The sequence below is a fragment of the Staphylococcus sp. 231237_7MaSpsaltlick genome, assembly GCF_043107035.1.
Genome location: NZ_JBICNX010000002.1, coordinates 294,760 through 316,020, shown reverse-complemented (window position 1 = coordinate 316,020; position 21,261 = coordinate 294,760). Strand labels below are relative to the sequence as shown.

Annotated in this window: 19 protein-coding genes; 10 read left to right on the top strand and 9 right to left on the bottom strand. The window is 32.2% G+C overall.

Features of this window, described 5'->3' with window-relative positions; genetic code table 11:
- Nucleotides 1-2: 2 nt before the first annotated feature.
- The 4 genes from recF to dnaA all read right to left on the bottom strand — a co-directional run bounded on the left by recF (nucleotide 3) and on the right by dnaA (nucleotide 4,764).
- Complete coding sequence (gene recF / locus ACF91D_RS04540) at nucleotides 3-1,118, bottom strand: DNA replication/repair protein RecF (protein WP_039067250.1); 1,116 nt, start codon at nucleotides 1,116-1,118, stop codon at nucleotides 3-5.
- A complete protein-coding gene (yaaA, locus tag ACF91D_RS04535; RefSeq protein WP_171914394.1) occupies nucleotides 1,115-1,348 on the bottom strand; it encodes a S4 domain-containing protein YaaA in 234 nt (77 codons plus the stop codon). Before yaaA ends, recF begins: the two co-directional genes overlap by 4 nt.
- Nucleotides 1,349-2,021: 673 nt before the next feature.
- The gene (gene dnaN, locus ACF91D_RS04530; RefSeq protein WP_026113537.1) at nucleotides 2,022-3,155 is read right to left on the bottom strand and encodes a DNA polymerase III subunit beta; all 1,134 of its coding nucleotides are present in this window, start codon (nucleotides 3,153-3,155) and stop codon (nucleotides 2,022-2,024) included.
- Between the two features lie 241 nt (nucleotides 3,156-3,396).
- Nucleotides 3,397-4,764 (bottom strand): chromosomal replication initiator protein DnaA, encoded by a 1,368-nt coding sequence (gene dnaA / locus ACF91D_RS04525; protein WP_039067249.1) that lies wholly within the window; start codon nucleotides 4,762-4,764, stop codon nucleotides 3,397-3,399.
- Between the two features lie 732 nt (nucleotides 4,765-5,496).
- Between dnaA and rpmH the strand changes: the two genes are divergently transcribed.
- The 9 genes from rpmH (at nucleotide 5,497) to ACF91D_RS04480 (ending at nucleotide 15,436) form a co-directional block, all read left to right on the top strand.
- Nucleotides 5,497-5,634, top strand: a complete 138-nt coding sequence (gene rpmH / locus ACF91D_RS04520) for a 50S ribosomal protein L34 (RefSeq protein WP_000240855.1) — start codon at nucleotides 5,497-5,499, stop codon at nucleotides 5,632-5,634.
- 158 nt (nucleotides 5,635-5,792) lie between these two features.
- Nucleotides 5,793-6,137 (top strand): ribonuclease P protein component, encoded by a 345-nt coding sequence (gene rnpA / locus ACF91D_RS04515; protein ID WP_039067267.1) that lies wholly within the window; start codon nucleotides 5,793-5,795, stop codon nucleotides 6,135-6,137.
- A gap of 175 nt (nucleotides 6,138-6,312) precedes the next feature.
- Nucleotides 6,313-7,692, top strand: a complete 1,380-nt coding sequence (gene mnmE, locus ACF91D_RS04510; RefSeq protein WP_101050738.1) for a tRNA uridine-5-carboxymethylaminomethyl(34) synthesis GTPase MnmE — start codon at nucleotides 6,313-6,315, stop codon at nucleotides 7,690-7,692.
- Between the two features lie 16 nt (nucleotides 7,693-7,708).
- The gene (mnmG, locus tag ACF91D_RS04505) at nucleotides 7,709-9,586 is read left to right on the top strand and encodes a tRNA uridine-5-carboxymethylaminomethyl(34) synthesis enzyme MnmG (protein ID WP_039067244.1); all 1,878 of its coding nucleotides are present in this window, start codon (nucleotides 7,709-7,711) and stop codon (nucleotides 9,584-9,586) included.
- A gap of 1 nt (nucleotide 9,587) precedes the next feature.
- A complete protein-coding gene (gene rsmG, locus ACF91D_RS04500) occupies nucleotides 9,588-10,307 on the top strand; it encodes a 16S rRNA (guanine(527)-N(7))-methyltransferase RsmG (RefSeq protein ID WP_069793271.1) in 720 nt (239 codons plus the stop codon).
- A 46-nt stretch (nucleotides 10,308-10,353) separates the two neighbouring features.
- A complete protein-coding gene (locus tag ACF91D_RS04495; protein ID WP_039067241.1) occupies nucleotides 10,354-11,190 on the top strand; it encodes a ParB/RepB/Spo0J family partition protein in 837 nt (278 codons plus the stop codon).
- A gap of 292 nt (nucleotides 11,191-11,482) precedes the next feature.
- Nucleotides 11,483-12,940, top strand: a complete 1,458-nt coding sequence (locus ACF91D_RS04490) for a carbon starvation CstA family protein (protein WP_327620895.1) — start codon at nucleotides 11,483-11,485, stop codon at nucleotides 12,938-12,940.
- A gap of 264 nt (nucleotides 12,941-13,204) precedes the next feature.
- Entirely contained in the window at nucleotides 13,205-14,563 is a 1,359-nt protein-coding gene (gene glpT, locus ACF91D_RS04485) for a glycerol-3-phosphate transporter (protein WP_069793269.1), read from the top strand.
- Nucleotides 14,564-14,875: 312 nt separating this feature from the next.
- A complete protein-coding gene (locus tag ACF91D_RS04480; RefSeq protein WP_039067237.1) occupies nucleotides 14,876-15,436 on the top strand; it encodes a helix-turn-helix domain-containing protein in 561 nt (186 codons plus the stop codon).
- Nucleotides 15,437-15,527: 91 nt separating this feature from the next.
- Here the strand turns inward: ACF91D_RS04480 and ACF91D_RS04475 are convergent, their stop codons facing one another.
- Together ACF91D_RS04475 and ACF91D_RS04470 are read right to left on the bottom strand one after the other, a co-directional pair.
- A complete protein-coding gene (locus ACF91D_RS04475; RefSeq protein WP_039067235.1) occupies nucleotides 15,528-16,301 on the bottom strand; it encodes a cytochrome c oxidase assembly protein in 774 nt (257 codons plus the stop codon).
- Between the two features lie 3 nt (nucleotides 16,302-16,304).
- Nucleotides 16,305-16,766: a DUF2243 domain-containing protein gene (locus ACF91D_RS04470; protein WP_069793267.1), complete on the bottom strand. Its 462-nt coding sequence runs from the start codon at nucleotides 16,764-16,766 to the stop codon at nucleotides 16,305-16,307.
- A 257-nt stretch (nucleotides 16,767-17,023) separates the two neighbouring features.
- Here ACF91D_RS04470 and ACF91D_RS04465 point away from each other — a divergent pair, with 257 nt between their 5' ends.
- Nucleotides 17,024-18,751 (top strand): solute:sodium symporter family transporter, encoded by a 1,728-nt coding sequence (locus tag ACF91D_RS04465; RefSeq protein ID WP_069793266.1) that lies wholly within the window; start codon nucleotides 17,024-17,026, stop codon nucleotides 18,749-18,751.
- Nucleotides 18,752-19,429: 678 nt separating this feature from the next.
- Here ACF91D_RS04465 and ACF91D_RS04460 read toward each other — a convergent pair.
- The 3 genes from ACF91D_RS04460 to ACF91D_RS04450 form a co-directional block, all read right to left on the bottom strand.
- Nucleotides 19,430-20,137: a peroxiredoxin gene (locus tag ACF91D_RS04460; RefSeq protein ID WP_327620896.1), complete on the bottom strand. Its 708-nt coding sequence runs from the start codon at nucleotides 20,135-20,137 to the stop codon at nucleotides 19,430-19,432.
- Between the two features lie 75 nt (nucleotides 20,138-20,212).
- The gene (locus tag ACF91D_RS04455) at nucleotides 20,213-20,566 is read right to left on the bottom strand and encodes a hypothetical protein (protein WP_039067229.1); all 354 of its coding nucleotides are present in this window, start codon (nucleotides 20,564-20,566) and stop codon (nucleotides 20,213-20,215) included.
- A 132-nt stretch (nucleotides 20,567-20,698) separates the two neighbouring features.
- Nucleotides 20,699-21,112 (bottom strand): CBS domain-containing protein, encoded by a 414-nt coding sequence (locus ACF91D_RS04450; RefSeq protein ID WP_052253406.1) that lies wholly within the window; start codon nucleotides 21,110-21,112, stop codon nucleotides 20,699-20,701.
- Nucleotides 21,113-21,261: the final 149 nt, after the last annotated feature.

Genomic DNA, 21,261 nt, shown 5'->3' with positions numbered 1-21,261 from the left:
TGTTACTTTATAATTTCGCCTTGATTAATGCGATAAAGTTTAGCGTTTTTCATAATTTCATGTTCTATACCATCTACGGATGTCGTCGTTACAAAAGTCTGCACTTTATGTTGAATAGTGCTCAATAAATGAGATTGACGCGAATCATCTAATTCACTTAATACATCATCTAGCAATAATATTGGGTACTCACCGACTTCAATGTTCATCAACTCAATTTCTGCGAGTTTTATTGATAGTGCAGTCGTTCGTTGTTGGCCTTGCGAACCGTAAGTTTGAGCATCCATACCATTTACATTAAAACCTAAATCATCTCTGTGAGGCCCATATAAACATACACCTCGGTCTTTCTCACGTTCCATATTGTCATTAAGTAAAGTTAAGACTTCCTCTAAGCGTTCCGTCTCACTTTGTTCCCCGCCTGCCAATTTAATACTTGGCAAGTACTCTAGTGACAATGTTTCACGTTCATTGGTAATACCAGAATGGATAGGTTTAGCTAGTGATTCAAGTTCTTTAATAAAATGTTCACGTCTTTGTGTAATTTTGAGAGCGTACTCTGCAAATTGTTGATTTAAGACTTCTAGCATTGTACTGTCCGTCTTTTGACCATATTGCAGTTGCTTCAAGTAATTATTTTTTTGTTTTAAAATCCTCTGATATTGTGATAAATCATTTAAATATACCGCAGATATTTGACCAAGTTCCATATCTATAAATCTTCGTCTAACTTGTGGCGATCCTTTGACAATGTTTAAATCTTCAGGCGCAAACAATACGACATTTAAATGACCTATATATTGTGTCAGTCTACTTTGCTCTAAGTGATTGATTTTAACTTGTTTGCCTTTTTTGGTGATGTACATCGTTAAAGGCATTTCGCCATATCTATAACTAAGTTCACCTTCTATTTTAGCATAATCGCTATTAAAACGTATCAGTTCTTTGTCATTAGATGTTCTATGGCTTTTTGCTAATGCTAAGGTATAGATTGATTCAAGTAAGTTTGTCTTCCCTTGAGCATTTTCACCAATCAAAATATTTACGTCAGGGTGACAATTTAAACTGATTGACTCATAATTTCGATAATGCTCTAGTTGGAGTTTCTTTAATTTCATTCTTCACCTTGATGTAAAATCAAAAATGAACCGACTTCTGGTATAACAATACTATCTCGATGATTTAATTTTTTACCACGGCGCGTTTCACGTTCGTCATTAATCATGACGTCAAAATCTTGTAAGAACCATTTTGCTTGTCCGCCAGATTCGATAATACCTTCTGTCTTTAGAAATTGTCCTAAAGTAATATCCCCATCAACAATTACTTCTTCAACCAAATCAATCACTCCATTTCTTTTAAGCTCACTTATATATTATACCTTTTTTTACGAAAAATTTCATGTAAAATACAGTGAGTAAGCGATTTCTTTCAACTTATTTTAACTATTTTTCTATATTTAGTTTCAAAGTCATTTATAGTAGCTCTTTACTAGTAATATTATATCAAAAATTAATGATTAATAATCCATTTACTGAAAATTAATATCAATCTATTCACAAATCATTATTTAAAAATAAATTAAAAACGTTGGTATAAAATTCATAGCTTTTAAGTTTTAAACTGAATTTTGCATTTTAAGCTTTTTTTAGCGCATTTTTTTAAATTACGATATTTCGGTCCAATAACGTTTATTTTTGCTTATATTGCCTCTTTAAATGCTTCTAGTCATTAATATTTATTTCGCCTTCTCTTATCAATTTACTTTTTCAGTGTTATTTCCTTACTTGTATACACGTTTGAATGTCTTAAATTACTTTTGCTATTTTGAAATTCCATAAAAAAAGGAACGGACAGAAACCAATGTGCAAATTGATTTCATAGTCTCGCTCCTGTAAAGCTACTTAATCAGCTAATAAAATTAGTTGAACATATACTTAGATAACTTTCTCATACTACGCATATATTATTTTATCCTGATAAATCTAGCTGTTATTTTTCACTTATTCTAACTCAGTATCTTAGTATGTTCTAATTGGTAAAATAAGCTGTGTAACTGAGTCATCGTCTTTCGGTTTTAGAATAAATGGTTTCATTGTACCGAAAAATTCTATTTCCACTTCATCGTTATCAATGGCTTTGAGTGCATCCATCATATATTTAGAGTTGAAAGAAATTTTTAAGTTACCGCCGTCTACATTACTAGCTTTAACTTCTTCATTCACAGTACCAATTTCTGGAGATGTTGAAGATAGTTCTACTAATTCATTACCTGTACTTAATTTTATTACGTTATTTCCGCCTTCACGTGCTAATAATGATGCACGATCAATTGCGTGATAGAATTCACCGTTATCAATACCTAACTTAATTTCGTAATTTTCTGGGAATAAACGAGATGTATCAGGATAATGACCTTCTAATAAACGAGAGATAAAGTTTACATTACCCACTTTGAAAAGCACTTGATTAGATGCAAAGAAAATGTCGATATCGTCTTCATTGTCAGACATAATTTTATTCAATTCAGATAATGCCTTACCTGGAATGATGACATTTTTATTTTCAGAGTCGTCTTCTAAAGCTACTTTTCTTACTGCTAAGCGGTGTGAATCTGTAGCTGTGCATATTAATTCATTATCTTGTATAAGCCAGTTAACACCAGTTAGTACTGGGCGTGTTTCTGAGGTGGACACTGCAAAATTCGTTTGTGCTATCACGTTTTTAAGTACTTTAACTGATAGTTGAATTGCATCATCACGAGAAACTTGTGGTAATAAAGGATATTGATCAGGATCTAAGCCACTTAAATTAAATTCAGAATGACCCGACGTAATTAATGTTTGGAATTGTTCATTGGTAGATAATTTAACTTCTTTACCTGGTAATTTTTTAATAATATCTACAAAGAAACGACCAGGAAGTACCACTGAGCCAGTTTCTGCGATTTCAATTATAGTTTCACCGTCAACTTGTTTAGGGATAGTGATTTCTATTGATATCTCTGAATCAGATCCAGTAAGTATTACTTCATTGTTTTTAACTTCAATTTTTATACCAGTTAAGATTGGTAATGTTGTTCTTGGTGAGATGGCTTTTAATGTGTCATTTAATTGATTAATAAAATAATCTCTTCTAATTGTGAATTCCATCATATTAAACTCCTTCCAGTCGTTTATATATTAAATTATATAGGTTTTAAAACAGTAGTAATAGTAGTAGGGCTTGTGGATTAGGGGATAACTCAAAATTAAGTAATAATGTCGTCGTTTAAAGACTGTGGATAACTTGTGCACACTGTGTATTACTTTTGCACATTATCCACAATTCTCAAAAATTGTTCCCTCACGTTATTCCTCAAATAAACTACAATAAAACTGTTATAGTACAGATTTTTTACTGATTTCTTATTTCTTTTTCTAAGTTTTCAACTTCTTGTTTAAAAGTTGGATCATTTTGTATATCTTTTACAATTTTTTCGTGTGCATGAATAACAGTAGTATGGTCACGTCCGCCAAATTCTTCTCCAATTTTAGGAAGTGAAAAATCTGTTAGTTCACGAGAAAGATACATTGCAATTTGTCTAGGATAGGCAATTGATTTTGTACGTTTTTTAGCACTAAAGTCTTCAATTTTTACACTATAATATTGACCGACAATTTTTTGAATGTCTTGTATAGTGATCTTTTTGGATTTAGGCGCTTGAATAATATCTTTCAACGCTGCGGCTGTTAATTCAGTAGTAATAGGTTGTCCTTGTAATTTCGAAAATGCTAATACACGAGTTAATGCGCCTTCAAGTTCACGGATATTTGACTGAATCTGATTTGCTATATAGGTAAGCGCTTCAGTCGGGATATCTAAGTTTTCTTCGCCGATTTTTTTCTGTAAAATTGCCATTCTTGTTTCATAATCAGGTGGCGTGATATCAACGATTAAGCCCCATTCAAAACGCGAACGTAATCTATCTTCAAGTTTAGCAATTTCTTTAGGTGGTCTATCACTAGAAATAACAATTTGTTTATTTGCTTGATGTAATTCGTTAAACGTATGGAAGAATTCTTCTTGTGTTTGTTCTTTATTTTGAATAAATTGGATATCATCAATAAGAAGTACATCAATATTACGGTATTTTTCTCTAAAGCGTTCAGTTTTATTATCTCTAATAGATTTAATAAATTCATTGGTAAATTTTTCACTTGAAGTATAAATAACTTTAGCATCAGGATTATTCGCTAATACATAATGTCCAATTGCATGCATCAAATGAGTTTTACCTAAACCAACGCCACCATAGATAAATAATGGATTGTATGCTTGGGCAGGTGCTTCAGCAACTGCAAGACTTGCTGCGTGAGGAAATCTGTTTCCAGGACCAATAACAAATGTTTCAAATGTATTATGCGTATTGAACTGTTCTCCGCCAATAGCGGCTTCATCTACGCCAGGTGTATATTCTTTTTTGAATTGCTCCGTCTTATTAGTTTCTTGGCTTTTACTTGGATTTAAATTTTCTAATTCATCTTCTGTATAGAAAACAGGCATGATTTCATGACCAATTGCCTCGTATAAGGCGCTTTGAACAATTTCAACGTAATTCGATTTTAACCAATTAGCAACAAAAGGATCATCTATAACTACAATGGCTTCATTGTTCTGTAGTTGATAAAGTTTTGTATCTTTAAGAAAAGTTTGATAGCTAGGATAACTAACTTTTTCTTGAGCTAAGGTTAGAACTCTTTCCCAAATTTCTTTTTCCGACATAATAACTAACTCCAACTTTCGTAAATTTTAAAAGTTATACACAAAAGTAACAAGTGTAATTAAAAAGAATCACAGCCTGTTGATAATTATCCACAAGTTACACACAATCAGTGGATAACTAATTTAGTTCTATGATTTATACACAGACTTTTACAATATAATTTAATAAACTAAACCCTGTATCTATCAATATCTACATGACTTATCCACACAATTATACTTTTTAACATTAACCTCTGTCAAATGGGTGTGAATATGTTGCTAAATCATGTGGGATCCTGTGAATAACATATAATTTATCCACAAATATGTAATGTTATACTGTGTATAAGTGGATAACTTTAAGGAATAAACAGTATATCAAATTTTGAGCACTTTGTGGGCTTGGGAAATAATTTATAAAACATGTATGAAAAATGTATAACGGAAATTATGTACAGGTGGTTATGTTCAGAAGAGGGCTATGATACAATTTAACGACAATATAGAGTGTTAGTTATTATGTTTCTTCAATATAAATAGTTAAAGAAATAGTATTATTGCTCTGCGGTCATTTTACAAGAGAGACTTAAATTGATACTTGCTTTATAAAATATATTTTGTTATATTGTAGTAGTTGCTTGAATTATGACTAGAAATTAATAACAGTTAAATCAAGACTTAAGGCAGAAACGTATATTAATTTATCTATTATAATAGTATAGAACCGAATAAAGATGGAGGTGTTTTTGCATGGTAAAACGTACTTATCAACCAAATAAACGTAAACATAGTAAAGTTCATGGTTTCAGAAAACGCATGAGCACAAAAAATGGTCGTAAAGTCTTGGCGCGTCGTCGTCGTAAAGGCCGTAAAGTATTATCAGCATAAGATCACTGACTCATCAGTGGTCTTTTTTTTGGTTTTAATTTAGCAAAATGCCTAAAGGTTATGTTAATTTTAATTGCTATTTTAGGACAATGATGGATATAGATATAACATATAAAACTATCAATATATGTAATGAATAGATAAGTGAGTGATGTTTGGTGGAGAAAGCGTACCGAATTAAAAAGAATAGTGATTTTCAATTTATTTATAAAAAAGGGAAATCAGTAGCTAATAAGCAGTTTGTGGTATATACAAAAGCTAATAAAAATTTAGAACATTTTCGACTAGGTATTAGTGTTTCTAAAAAATTGGGTAATGCGGTTGTTAGAAATCGAATTAAACGAGCGATTAGAGAAAATTTTAAAGTTCATAAAGAAGATATCATACCAATGGAAATTATTGTAATTGCAAGGCAACCAGCAAAACACATGGATACTTTACAAATACAAGCAAGCCTAGAACATGTTTTGAAAATAGCGAAAGTTTTTAATAAACGCATTTGAGTAGGGCAGGGGAGGCTAGAAATAAGACGTAAGTTAGTCTGACCTCAGACAAACCTAAGCCTTACCTTTGGGTGTGTTTTTAAATTTTCAAAACAATATGTTCGCTTTTTAATAGGAAAATCTTTAAAATATTATAATGATAAAAAATGAGTTCAAAAAGGAGGCGAGATGGATGATGGATTTAGATACGATAACGAGTATATCCACGCCAATGGGCGAAGGTGCGATAGGTATCGTGCGTTTATCCGGTGTTGATTCAGTAGAAATTGCAGATAAGTTATTTAAGGGTAAAGTAAAGCTTGAAGATGTGGCATCTCATACCATTAATTATGGTCATATAATTGATCCTGAATCAAATGAAGTAGTAGAAGAAGTTATGGTCAGTGTATTAAGAGCACCAAAAACTTTTACAAGAGAAGATATTGTTGAAATAAATTGTCATGGTGGTATTTTGACAATAAATAGGATATTAGAATTAACAATGACTTATGGTGCTCGTATGGCAGAACCTGGTGAATATACGAAACGCGCATTTTTAAATGGTCGTATTGATTTATCTCAAGCTGAAGCAGTTATGGATTTTATTCGTTCTAAGACCGATCGTGCATCTAAAGTTGCAATGAATCAAATAGAAGGTCGTTTAAGTGATATGATTAAACGACAGCGACAATCCATTCTCGAAATCCTTGCACAAGTCGAAGTTAACATAGATTATCCTGAATATGATGATGTTGAAGATGCGACAACTGAAGTGTTATTAGATAAATCTAATAAAATCAAAACTGAAATTAATAAATTACTTGATACAGGTACCCAAGGTAAGATTATGAGAGAGGGCTTAGCTACAGTAATAGTTGGTAAACCCAATGTCGGTAAATCATCTATGCTCAATAATCTTATTCAAGATAACAAAGCTATAGTGACTGAAGTACCTGGAACAACAAGAGATACATTAGAAGAATACGTTAATGTAAGAGGTGTACCATTAAGGCTTGTAGATACAGCAGGTATACGTGAGACAGAAGATATTGTAGAGCGTATCGGTGTAGAGCGTTCTAGAAAAGCGCTTGGTGAAGCAGATTTAATCTTATTTGTACTTAATTATAATGAGCGATTAACTGAAGAAGACCGCAAATTATACGAAGTTATTAAAAATGAAGATGCCATTGTCATCGTAAATAAGATGGACTTAGACAAACAATTGAATTTAGATGAAGTTAAAGAAATGATTGGCGATATGCCATTGATACAAACGTCTATGTTAAAACAAGAAGGTATCGATCAATTAGAAATTCAAATCAGAGATTTATTCTTTGGTGGCGATGTTCAAAATCAAGATATGACATATGTATCGAATTCAAGGCATATCTCGTTACTAAAACAGGCAAGAAATACAATTCAAGATGCTATAGACGCAGCAGAAGCAGGTATACCAATGGATATGATACAAATAGACTTAACGAGAACTTGGGAAATTTTAGGCGAAATTATCGGAGAATCCGCAAGTGACGAATTGATTGACCAGTTATTTAGTCAATTCTGCTTAGGAAAATAATAAGGAGGAAATAATTATGGCTCAAGAATATGATGTAATAGTAATAGGAGCCGGGCATGCTGGTATTGAAGCAGGGCTTGCTTCAGCGAGACGTGGTGCTAAAACGTTAATGTTAACAATTAACCTAGATAACATCGCGTTTATGCCATGTAACCCATCAGTTGGTGGCCCAGCAAAAGGTATTGTTGTACGTGAAATTGACGCATTAGGCGGTCAAATGGCCAAGACAATTGATAAAACACACATTCAAATGCGTATGTTAAACACTGGTAAAGGCCCAGCGGTTAGAGCGTTACGTGCTCAAGCTGATAAAGTCTTATATCAACAAGAAATGAAGAAAGTAATTGAAGATGAAGACAACCTTGATATTATGCAAGGCATGGTAGACGACTTAATTATTGAAGACGATGTGATTAAAGGTGTACGTACTAATATTGGAACAGAATACTGGTCAGAGGCAGTAATCATTACAACAGGTACGTTCTTACGTGGCGAAATTATACTAGGAAACATGAAGTATTCTAGTGGTCCAAACCACCAATTACCATCTATTTCACTTGCTGATAACTTAAGAGGTCTGGGATTTGATGTAGTTAGATTCAAAACAGGAACACCTCCACGTGTTAATGCAAAAACAATTGATTACTCTAAAACAGAAATTCAACCAGGCGATGATGTTGGTAGAGCATTTAGTTTTGAGACAACAGAGTATATTTTAGATCAATTACCATGTTGGTTAACATATACAAATGGTGATACACATCAAGTGATTGATGACAACCTACATTTATCAGCTATGTACTCTGGTATGATTAAAGGTACTGGACCAAGATACTGTCCTTCAATTGAAGATAAGTTTGTTCGTTTCAATGATAAACCACGACATCAGTTATTCTTAGAACCAGAAGGTAGAAATACAAATGAAGTTTATGTTCAAGGTTTATCAACAAGTTTACCAGAACATGTACAACGACAAATGTTAGAAACTATTCCTGGCTTAGAAAAAGCGGACATGATGCGTGCTGGTTACGCAATTGAATATGATGCGTTAGTACCTACACAATTATGGCCAACACTTGAAACTAAAAAAATAAAAAACTTATATACAGCTGGTCAAATTAATGGGACTTCTGGTTATGAAGAAGCGGCCGGCCAAGGTATTATGGCAGGTATTAATGCAGCAGCTAGAGTCCAAGGTAAAGAAGAAGTCATCTTAAGTCGTTCTGATGCTTATATCGGTGTACTTATAGACGATCTTATTACTAAAGGTACGAACGAACCTTATCGTTTATTAACTTCTCGTGCAGAATATCGCTTACTATTAAGACATGACAATGCTGATTTACGTTTAACAGATTTAGGTTATGAATTAGGTATGGTTTCTGAAGAACGTTATGCACGCTTCAATGAAAAACGCGACATGATTAAAGCAGAACAAGAACGTCTACAGGGCATTCGTGTTAAACCAAATGAACGTGTACAAGCAATTATTGAAGCACAAGGCGGTTCACGTCTAAAAGATGGCATATTAGCTTTAGAATTACTACGCCGTCCAGAAATGACTTATGATTTAATCCTTGAAATCTTGGATGAAGCACATCAATTACCGTCAGATGTTGAAGAACAAGTTGAAATTCAAACAAAATATGAAGGTTATATCAATAAGTCATTACAACAAGTTGAAAAAGTTAAACGTATGGAAGAGAAGAAAATTCCAGAGGATTTAGATTATAGCAAAGTAGATAGTTTAGCTACGGAAGCAAGAGAAAAATTAGCAGAAGTTAAGCCTTTAAATATTGCACAAGCTTCTCGTATTTCAGGTGTGAATCCAGCTGATATTTCAATCTTACTTGTATTTCTTGAACAAGGTAAAATTCAAAGGGTGAATAATTAAAATGAGTGAAACATGGTTAACTAAGCAACTCAGTACACATGGAATTGAACTTTCAGACAAACAACAACAACAGTTTCAAACGTATTATCAAATGCTTGTAGAGTGGAACGAAAAAATGAATCTAACAAGCATTACAGAGGAACATGAAGTATATTTGAAACATTTTTATGATTCAATTGCGGCAAGTTTTTATACGGATTTAACTAAAGAATTAACAATATGTGACATAGGTGCTGGTGCTGGTTTTCCTAGCATTCCTTTAAAAATTATTTTTCCAAATTTAAAAGTTACGATTGTAGATTCATTGAATAAGCGAATACATTTTTTAAATCAATTGGCAGATGCTTTAGATTTAGAGAATGTTAGTTTTGTACATGACCGTGCTGAAACGTATGGCAAGGGAGACTACAGGGAGTCTTATGATATTGTGACTGCTCGTGCCGTTGCGAGACTCTCAGTATTAAGTGAATTGTGTATTCCATTAGTTAAAAAAGGTGGGCAATTCATTGCTTTAAAATCTTCTAAAGGTGAAGAAGAATTGGAAGAAGCACGTTTTGGTATAGGTGTCCTAGGTGGTAAAGTTTTGGATACCATTTCATACGAATTACCTGAAAACGCAGGTGAAAGACAGATGATTATCATTGATAAAAGAAGCCAAACACCTAAAAAATATCCAAGAAAACCAGGAACACCGAATAAGTCACCGTTACTTGAAAAATAGAAAGAATTCAATTCAATACAATTAATTTAGAGGGAGCGCATAATAAATGAAGAAACCTTTTTCTAAATTATTTGGTTTAAAGAACAAAGATGACATTGTTGGTTATATTGAAGAGGATCATAATAACGTTGAATCTATTCATACCGAACGCATTGTGCCAAACCGTTATCAACCAAGACAAGTATTTGAGCCAAATAAGATTAAAGAACTTGCAGAATCTATAGAAGAACATGGTTTGCTACAACCGATTGTAGTACGCCCAATTGAAGAAGATATGTTTGAAATTATCGCTGGTGAGCGTAGATTCAGAGCCCTACAAACACTCAATAAAACACATGCCGATGTGATTATCAGATATTTAGATGATGAAGAAACAGCTGTAGTAGCATTAATTGAAAATATTCAACGTGAAAATCTATCTGTGATAGAAGAAGCGGAAGCATATAAAAAGCTTTTAGATATTGGTGATACTACACAAAGTGAATTAGCTAAAAGTGTTGGTAAAAGCCAAAGTTTTATAGCAAATAAATTAAGACTATTAAAACTAGCGCCTAAAGTAATAGAACGTCTACGTGAAGGTAAGATTACAGAGCGTCATGCACGTGCAATGTTAAGTTTATCAGAAGAAGATCAAGTTGACTTGGTTGAAACAGTTATTAGCCAAAAACTAAATGTTAAACAAACAGAAACACGAGTTAAGCAAAAGCTTGGCCCTGAAAAGGTGAAAGCTCGTAGGTTTGAGTTCGAAAAAGATTTAACTGATGCGCGAGAAGCAGTTGGTCAAAGTTTAGAATCCATTGAAAAAAGTGGTATTAAATTTGAACATCAAGCTAAAGATCACGATGATTACTATGAAATTAAAATTAAATTATATAAATATTAGAGTTGAAAAGGCCGAGACAATGGATGTCTCGGCCTTTAACTATTTATTGAGTAGCTTTAATTTAACAACAATAGCATTTTAGTATAATCAAAAACTAGAAGCCCTGTTACCTTCGCTGAATGCTCTAAAAAGTAGAGGGAATTAAGTGAACGTTTATTGCGCTTGATATAATAATATTACCAATTCCTATGAATTAAATTAGAATAAAAAAACAGCAGAATATTGTGGAAAATTACTATTTATGATTAAATTAAGAAAACGCTTTCACGTTATCTTAAGGGGGAATGGTAACATGATTACATTTATAGTTTCTATTATTATACTTATTATTGGGTATTTCACTTATGGGAAATATATCGATAAAATGTTCGGAACAAAAGAAGAACGACCTACGCCAGCTTATCATCAAAGGGATAACGTAGATTATTTACCTATGAAGACATCATCTAATTCACTCATCCAATTATTGAATATTGCAGGAGTTGGTCCTATATTTGGTCCAATTATGGGAGCGTTATATGGTCCAGTAGCATTTATTTGGATTGTGTTTGGTTGTATATTTGCAGGGGCTGTGCATGATTATTTAACTGGAATGATTTCTATAAGAAACAAAGGGGCGCATTTACCCGAGCTTGCAGGTAAATTTTTGGGACAAGTTATGAAACATTTTGTTAATATATTTTCAATTTTATTATTGTTGTTAACAGGTACAGTTTTTGTAACAAGTCCAGCCCTACTCCTACATAATTTGATGGATGGCCGCATTGCTCTAGGTATTATTATATTTGTTATTTTTATATATTATGTACTATCCACAATCTTACCAATAGATAAAATAATTGGTCGTATATATCCAATATTCGGTGCTTTACTCTTAGTAAGCGCAGTAGGCATTGGATTCCGTCTTATTCAAACAGGTGCTCCTATTCCTGAGTTAAGCTTGAAGAATATGCACCCTGATGGCGCATCTATTTTTCCATTATTATTCTTTACCATTACTTGTGGGGCATTATCTGGTTTTCATGCGACTCAAACACCGATTATTTCAAGAACAACTAATAAAGAAAAGAATGGTCGTTTCATTTTTTACGGTATGATGATTGCAGAAGGTATTATTGCAATGATATGGGCAGCAGCTGGAATGAGTCTATTTAATGGCTATAATGGCTTAAACGATGTGTTATCGCGTGGTGAAGCAGCATTGGTAGTTAGTCAAGCTTCGCATCTATTATTAGGTTCTGTCTTCGGTACAATTGCTGTATTAGGTGTTATCATATTACCGATAACAAGTGGTGATACATCTTTCCGTAGTGCAAGAATGATTATTGCAGATTATTTGAATTATGGACAGCGCAGTATTGTAAAAAGAATTATAGTTGCTGCACCATTATTTGTTATAAGTTTCGGGTTAACACAAGTTGACTTCACAGTTTTATGGCGATATTTCTCTTGGGCTAACCAAACCACTGCTGTAGTGGCATTATGGGTGGGCGCCATGTATTTATTAATAGCGAAAAAGAATTTTTGGGTTGCAGCGATACCAGCTGTATTTATGACTTGGAATATATTCACCTATATTTTAAGCCAGAAAATTGGTTTAGGTTTAGACCTTAATTTAAGTTATATAATCGCGTTCGTGTTGACCATATTATGGGTTGCTTACTTTAGTTATCAATATAAGAAAATTACTGCCGGCGCTCAATTTGAATTAGATCATCCTATTCCATATCAACAACAACAAGTAACGTAATATTAATCAATAAAATGTATTTAATAAAGATAACACTTTATTAAAAAGTTAATACCAAAGCATTATAATTATTTATAGAAAAAGCGAGCATATAAATTTTTAATTTTGCATTCTCGCTTTTTCTAATATCCAACTATTTATAAACAATTATCTATTTTATAAAAGATTTGCAAAACGCCTTGCTATATTTCATTTTTGAATATAATATAATGATGATATTTTATAATTCATATATCAAAATTATATAAAGTCAGGAGTGATTCAATGCTTCAATTTTTGAAACCGGCAAAACACATAGAACCATTGCCAAAGGATCAAGTTGATAATACTTATAAGAAACTACGTTTTCAAGTGTTTTTAGGTATCTTCATAGGCTATGCAGGTTATTATTTATTACGGAAAAACTTTTCATTAGCAATGCCATCATTAATCGAGGACGGCTTCAGTAAAGGTGAACTTGGTATTGCACTTTCAGCCATTTCGATTGCTTATGGTTTTAGTAAGTTTGTAATGGGCACCATTAGTGATCGTAGTAATGCTCGAATATTTTTAACTTTAGGTTTAATACTAACGGCGATTGTGAATTTATTACTTGGTTTTGTGCCTTTCTTTACATCTAGTATTACAATTATGTTTGTATTACTATTTTTAAATGGATGGTTCCAAGGTATGGGATGGCCACCTTCAGGTCGTGTTCTTGTCCATTGGTATAGTGTCAGTGAACGTGGTAGTAAGACTTCAATATGGAATGTAGCTCATAATGTTGGTGGCGGGTTAATGGCTCCTATAGCGACATGGGGTATTTCCATGACAGCACTATATAATTTTGGTTACTTAAAAGGTTTTGAAGGCGTATTTATTTATCCAGCAATATTAGCTATCATTATTGCGATTATTTCATACTGTTTAATTAGAGATACACCTCAATCACAAGGTTTGCCACCAATTGAACATTATAATAATGATTATTCCACATCATCTAAGCAAACATTCGAAACAGAATTAACTACGAAAGAAATTTTATTCAAATATGTTCTGAATAATAAATGGGTTTGGGCAATTGCTTTTGCTAATATATTTGTCTATTTTGTACGTTATGGTGTGTTAGATTGGGCGCCTACATATTTAAGTGAAGAGAAACAGTTTAACCTAAGTGAGTCCGGTTGGGCTTACTTCCTATATGAATGGGCGGGTATCCCAGGCACATTATTATGTGGTTATTTATCTGATAAATTATTTAAGGGACGCCGTGGTCCAGCAGGGTTCTTCTTTATGTTAGGTGTAACAATATTTGTACTTATATATTGGTTAAATCCTCCAGGCAATGCTTGGTTAGATAATGTCTCACTTGTTGCCATTGGATTCCTTATATATGGACCTGTGATGTTAATTGGCTTACAAGCTTTGGATTATGTTCCTAAGAAAGCAGCAGGAACTGCAGCAGGTTTAACAGGCTTGTTTGGTTATTTATTTGGAGCTGTGATGGCTAATATCGTATTAGGTTTTGTAGTGCAACATTTTGGTTGGGATATTGGTTTTGTATTATTGACAGTGATTAGTATATTAGCAATGCTCAGTTTCTTACTTACTTGGAATAAACGTGGTCAAGAAGAACTACATTAATTGAGTTAGCTATATCAATAATTTAATTGTATAGATGTGAATGGATTTTAAATTAATGAATGCAGTTATCAAAATTTAAAAGTTAAACGATTACTTAATATGAAAATATATGATTATCATGAGGACGGAGATATGAAACTATACTAGTTTCAATCTCGTCCTTTTTTGTCGTTCCGTCTAGAGGTAGGCTTAAAAAAGTTGTTATAGTAGGATGTAAAAGTATTTAGACAAAGAAAATTATACAGATATTAAAGAACTTTGATAGTCTAATAATGTGTTTTATCTTAATCTCTAATAGAAGGAGCAAAAGCAATGAACTTAGGTTATCAAATCAAATATTTCCGTCGCCGTGACCAACTCTCTCAAGAAGATTTAGCTAATAAATTATATGTTTCACGACAAACAATATCAAACTGGGAAAATGATAAGAGTTATCCTGACGTGCATAATTTATTAATGCTTAGTTCATTGTTCGATGTTTCTTTAGATGCTTTAGTTAAAGGAGATGTAGAGATTATGGAACAAAAATTGAAAAAAGCCCGGTTTAACTTGTGGACACATTTAATGATATGGCCAATGCTAATGGCTTCAATTTTAATTGGCCCAGCTCTTTATTATTGGGAATCAATAGGAATTATAATTGAAGTTATATTATTAGGTATCGGTATGTTTTCTTCTATTAAATTAGATATTATGAAGAAATCTTACAATATACAAACTTATGACCGTATCGTCGCATTTATGAAAGGTAACGACCCAAATGAAATCAAGACTACTAAACTAAGAAATATAGCCACATTTTTGTATAGCTTTATATTATTTGTAGGTGTATTTTTAATAATTTTACTAATAAGTATCTATATTTTTAAATGATAAGTAATAAAATAATATTGGTTTTAAAAATGTAAAAGTTATAAATTAATAATTTCATTTCTTTAATATAATTACATAATTAAAAAGGTTTTCAAGACGTTGTAGCACGTGGCGTTGTTGCTTTATACCATTGATAACAAAGAATAATAATTAATACTAAATCAACAATATCACCACCATAATACATCCATATGCTTCCCGCTTCTGCTTCTGGTCTAGGTACGCCGGATGTTGGGAAAGCATAAATATATTTAGATAAAATTTTATGGGCTGCTAGAGCTATAATCAATATCAAAGAACGATATAAGTGACTATATTGATGAGGCGTTATATCTAAATAAATAATAGAAATAGTGAATAGATAACCTGCCAAAAATACATGCAAGTGCACAAATGCATAGAGAAATATAGATTGATGCATTAAATGAAAAAGCGGTGTGGTATAAAGTAACCATAACCCACCAATATTGAGTGTAGTAGCTGTAATAGGATGAGTTAAAAATTTTAATAAGCGGCTTTTTAATATAGATGTAAGGCTTCTGGCAGTTGGCACGTTCAGTGATCGTAGTAACAGTGTCATAGGCTTAGCAAGTGCTAAGAGAAGCGGACTGAGCATACCGAGTAATAGGTGTCCAATCATATGACCAATAAAGCTCATGTGAGCATAAGATGCTAACGGTCCTGCCAAAGCAGTACCTATACAAAAAATACCTAAACTCCAAAAGACATAACGATGCCATGGCCATTTGCTAAATTTTTTATTAGTTATTATTGCAGCAAAGAAATAGAGAAGAAAAAATAAAACTAAAAAACACACGGTAAGCACTTCAAAATAAATAATTTCTGGTTGTAGGTGATTATGCATATTTTATCCTCTTTTTCTTCTTATATATTTTTGAGTTTGTATAAAGACAATAAACCCAACAATTAGAATAATAACAGCAATGGCATTCCAAACTATATCGTAAGGGAGTACATTAACTTCGTAACGAATCTGATGTATTTGAAATATTTTATGTTGGATAAGGCCGTCATATAATTGGAAGAATCCAAGACCTAACAACATACCGCTCACCCATCTTTTTACCCAAAATGAATTTCTTCTTTTAATATCTGCTAATAAAAATAGACTGGCAACCGTTGCAAACCAACTAAACGCATGAAACAACCCATCTGATACCAAGCCTATAGCCATAGATGATTTGTCATAAAAATGATGCCAAGCTAAAAGCTGATGAAACACTACTTCATCAATAAAAGCTGCAACGCCTAGGCCAAATAGAATACCGGACCATAAGTTACGCTGTGGATGAGCAATTAACTGTTTCATATTTTAACACGCCTTTCTAAATATTATTTATTTTCAATAATTATCAACTCCCCTGTTTTTATGTTAATAAACATCACGTATTGTTTTATTAAATTCTAATTATATTCGATACCAAAAAAATAAATTTTCTTTATATTTTGAAGTTAAATTTACTTAAAAAGGGAAAAGACGTAGGAAAATAGAGAATTTGTTACTCGAAGAATTATTTAATTAATAAATTTTAATAGCTGAAATTTTCTAATATGGGGGGGACAATTATGGGAGAAACTTTTTTTACGCTTTTTTCTTGTGCTGGTTTTATGGCGTTTGTTGCTTGGTATGCTTATCATAAAACTAAAAATAAAGTAAATGACTCAACGGGATATTTTTTAGCAGGACGAGGATTAACAGGTAGCTTTATAGCAGGCTCTTTAGTATTGACAAACTTATCTGCAGAACAATTAATTGGTTTAAATGGTCAAGCGTATAGTGCTAATTTAACTAATATGGCTTGGGAAGTCACAGCAGGTTTTTCTGTTATTATTTTAGCGCTTGTACTTTTACCACGTTATTTAAAAGGCGCGTTTACAACATTACCAGAGTTTTTAAATGACAGATTTGATCAAGGGACAAGATTGCTTGTTGTGTTATTATTTATGCTTGGCTATGGACTTATTACGATTCCATCAGTTCTATATTCAGGAGCTATAGCCGTATTACAGGTGTTTGATATACCTAATATGTTAGGTATTACATTTGAGCAAGCTATGTGGTTGTCAGTTTGGACGATAGGCATTATAGGTTCTATTTATGCTATATTTGGAGGCTTACGCGCGGTCGCTATTTCAGATACCATCAATGGCATTGGTTTATTGATTGTTGGCCTAATTGTACCTATATTAGGTTTTATAGCATTAGGAAATGGTGATTTTTTTATAGGTATAAAAACAGTAGTGACAGAACATCCAGAAAAACTAAATTCTATTGGATCTAGCAAAGATGGTGTACCTTTTGGAACGATATTTACTGGCATGCTATTCGCTAATTTGTTTTATTGGGGCACTAATCAATATGTTATTCAACGAACGTTAGGTGCTAAAAGTCTTGCTGAAGGTCAAAAAGGCGCCTTGTTTACAGGTTTTTTAAAAATACTAGTCCCATTTTTAATGATGATTCCTGGTATAATAGCCTATCATCTCTATGGCCCTAAGTTAAAAACTATGGATTTAGCTTATCCAGCACTAATCAATGATGTTTTCCCTACGTTTTTAAATGGGTTCTTTTTAGCTGTATTATTAGGAGCAGTTTTTTCTAGTTTCAATTCATTGTTAAACAGTGCTGCAACAATGTTCTGTTACGATATTTATAAAGTTGTGCTGAATAAAAAAGCAAATGACCAAGAAATGATAAGAGTGAGCCAATGGTTTGGCGTTATATTGTCTTTATTGACCTTCTTTATTTCTCCATTATTACTGTATGCTCCAGATGGTTTGTGGACGATTATTAGAGAATTTACAGGCTTTTTTAATATACCAATTATAGTAATTGTGTTAGTGGGTATATTTTCAAAAACTGTTCCAGCAGTTGGAGCTAAAATCGTTATTATCTCGCATGTGGTGATTTATTATATGTTAATGTGGGGCTTACCAACAATTTTTAATGTAATGATACCTATTAACTTTATTCATATTCAAGGTCTACTTTTCTTAATAGAAGTACTATTTTTATTGATTTTAGGCAAAATAAGACCGTTAAAGATTCCTTTTACTTTCCAAGACAAAGCTGTTGTTAATTTAACACCATGGAAATACGCGTTGCCAGTTTCAATTTGTTTATTAGGAAGTATTGTTTTTACATTTGGTCTATTTTCTAAAATTGGTTTAGCTGTAGAAGACAGTATTGTATCTGTATGGTTTTGGCCATTTACTATAGTATTAATTATTTGTACGACGCTATTATCATTTATTGCGGTTAAAAGCTGGAAGAAAAAGTATTCATATAAATAAAAGCGATACCCAATTAAAATAATCTATTTATCTGTTCATACAACTTATCTTTATTCATGCTTAATAAAAAGAAAAGCTTAAGACATAAGTCCTCATTTTCAAAATAAAAACTAATGTGTATTAAAAATGGATTAGTCCTTTTTATATAAAAATCTTATGTTTTTGACCGTACATGCTTGCTTGCGATGTGGTTCGATTCGTATTCTTTCACTCATAATATCCCCCGGGTATCAGCGCGTTACAAAATCGTTCACGACTAGGTTTTAAAAGATATGCTTAGCGAAATAAAAGATAAGGACTCAAAAGAAATTTTGAGTTATATGATTTCAATGATTATTTAAATTGTTCATTGGGAAATCAATGCTTGAAATTTTATCCGAAAACAAACAAAAAATGAATGAAGAATTATAATTGGAAATACTTCAAATCTCAAGTTAATCGATAGCTTTGCTTTTAATTTCTATTGAATGAGCAACTCTGCGCATAAAAAAATACCTCCGTATTATTCATTTAAAATGTATAATACGGAGGCGTTTTAATTTTAGTCTCACTAATTGGGATCAGTTCATATATAAGCTCAATAGAAATTGATGTTTATACCATAGTCAGAGATTTTTTCATAGCTAATCTTAGTATGATTTTATTATTTAATTTCTGTGAGGGCAATGTATTAGGCTACTATTCGTCTTGTAAAAAAGCATTATAAATTTTTTTGGTTTTATGTTCAATATCTTTTTCGCAGTAATACCAAGTTTTACATTTATAGTTATCGCCCTTCACACGTCCTTTGGCATCTTTAACATTAGAAGGAGGTAAGGCTAACACTTTGTCTCCTGGTTGCCAATTTTCAGGGGTGATTGCATCATTTTCATCGGATGTTTTTATTGCTTTTACCATACGTATGATTTCCTTTACATTGCGTCCTATAGCTGCAGGGTAATACATAATTGAACGTACAACTAAATTATCATCAATAATCAATACTGCACGAGTAGCTGATTGGTTGTCATCTTCTTTAGATAATATCCCATAATTTTTTGAAATCTGTTTACTTGAGTCAGCAATAAGTGGAAACTCTATATTTGTATTAAAAGATGATTCTATACTTGTTAACCAAGCTATATGTGAAGCAATACTATCCACACTTAAACCTACAACAGATATTTGTAAATCTTTAAGTTCCTCATAATTTTCTTGTAATGTTATAAACTCAGAAGTGGATACCGGAGAAAAGTCATAAGGGTATGCAAATAATAGCACCCATTGCCCTTTATAGTCGTCTAAAGTTATGTCTCCTTGAGTAGACAGCCCTTTAAAATGGGGCGCTTGTTGACCAATACTAGGTAAGTTGTTTATATCGTAACTTGTTTCATTTTCAAAACTCATAACACTAACCTCATTTCGATTCAAATTGTAAAAAACGTAGGTGATTTTGGGACCACTTGAAGAGGGGCTAAAGCTTTATATTTTAGCCTGTATTTTAGTAATATTTAAACTGATCAAGGAATCATTTTCACTTTCTGAAACATTGAATTCAGTTATGAAATAAGATTTATTTCTGGCAAATTTATATTTCACAATATACTTGTTTCCTCTCTTAAAATACTCATAGGAATAAAGTGGAGAAACTAAACGAGACAGTTTTTCCAAATATCTTTCTTTTACATATCTATTAATACTTATATAATTTCTGTTTATATATAATTTTTTTCTTAATTTGGAGAGCTCTTTAGGTCCTAATAAATTGCAAAACAATTGGGAATTTTTTTCGTTAATACTGAGAATAAAATTTTCTATGCAATCTTCTATTTTCATAGAATCACCTCTAAATATTTAATAGTTTAACTCTCAAAAATTATTTGGATTACGCGATTGTAGGCAAGTATAAGTAATTTTGAAAAAGAGTCACAAAATGTTTGCGACTCTTAAGGATTAATAAATTATTAGCTAATTATTATCTTGTTCCTTAGATATTTCGCTTACTGTTTGTCCAATCCATTGTGTAGCATTTTCTACACCTAAGTCACCTAAAGTTACTATGCCTTGTATTTTATAATCGTCTACTACTAGTAAACGGTATATACGATGCTCTTTCATTAATGATACTGCTTCTTTAATAGTCATCTCAGAATTAGCAGTTACAATATTTGTCGTCATGATGTCTCCAGCTTTTGTTTGATTGTTTGCTAGTCCTTTCACAACTATATCTCTATCTGTTATGACGCCGACATAGTTAGTGTGTTGAAGTATTGGTAAAAAACCGACTGCTGTTTCGGCCATTTTTTCCGCTATAGATGTTAAATTTTCCTCTACGTCAGAAGTAACGATTTCACGTGTTAAACAATCTTTTAATTGCACCATTAATAGTTTCACTCCAATCTTAAAAGTAGATAGGTAAATAAAAAGTATTTGTATGAAAATAGTCTGGAAATTTTCTTACAAATACTTAGTCGTTAGGCTAGGTAGTAGGTGTGCTTAAATTTAATGGGGACAGTCAATGCTGAAAAAAG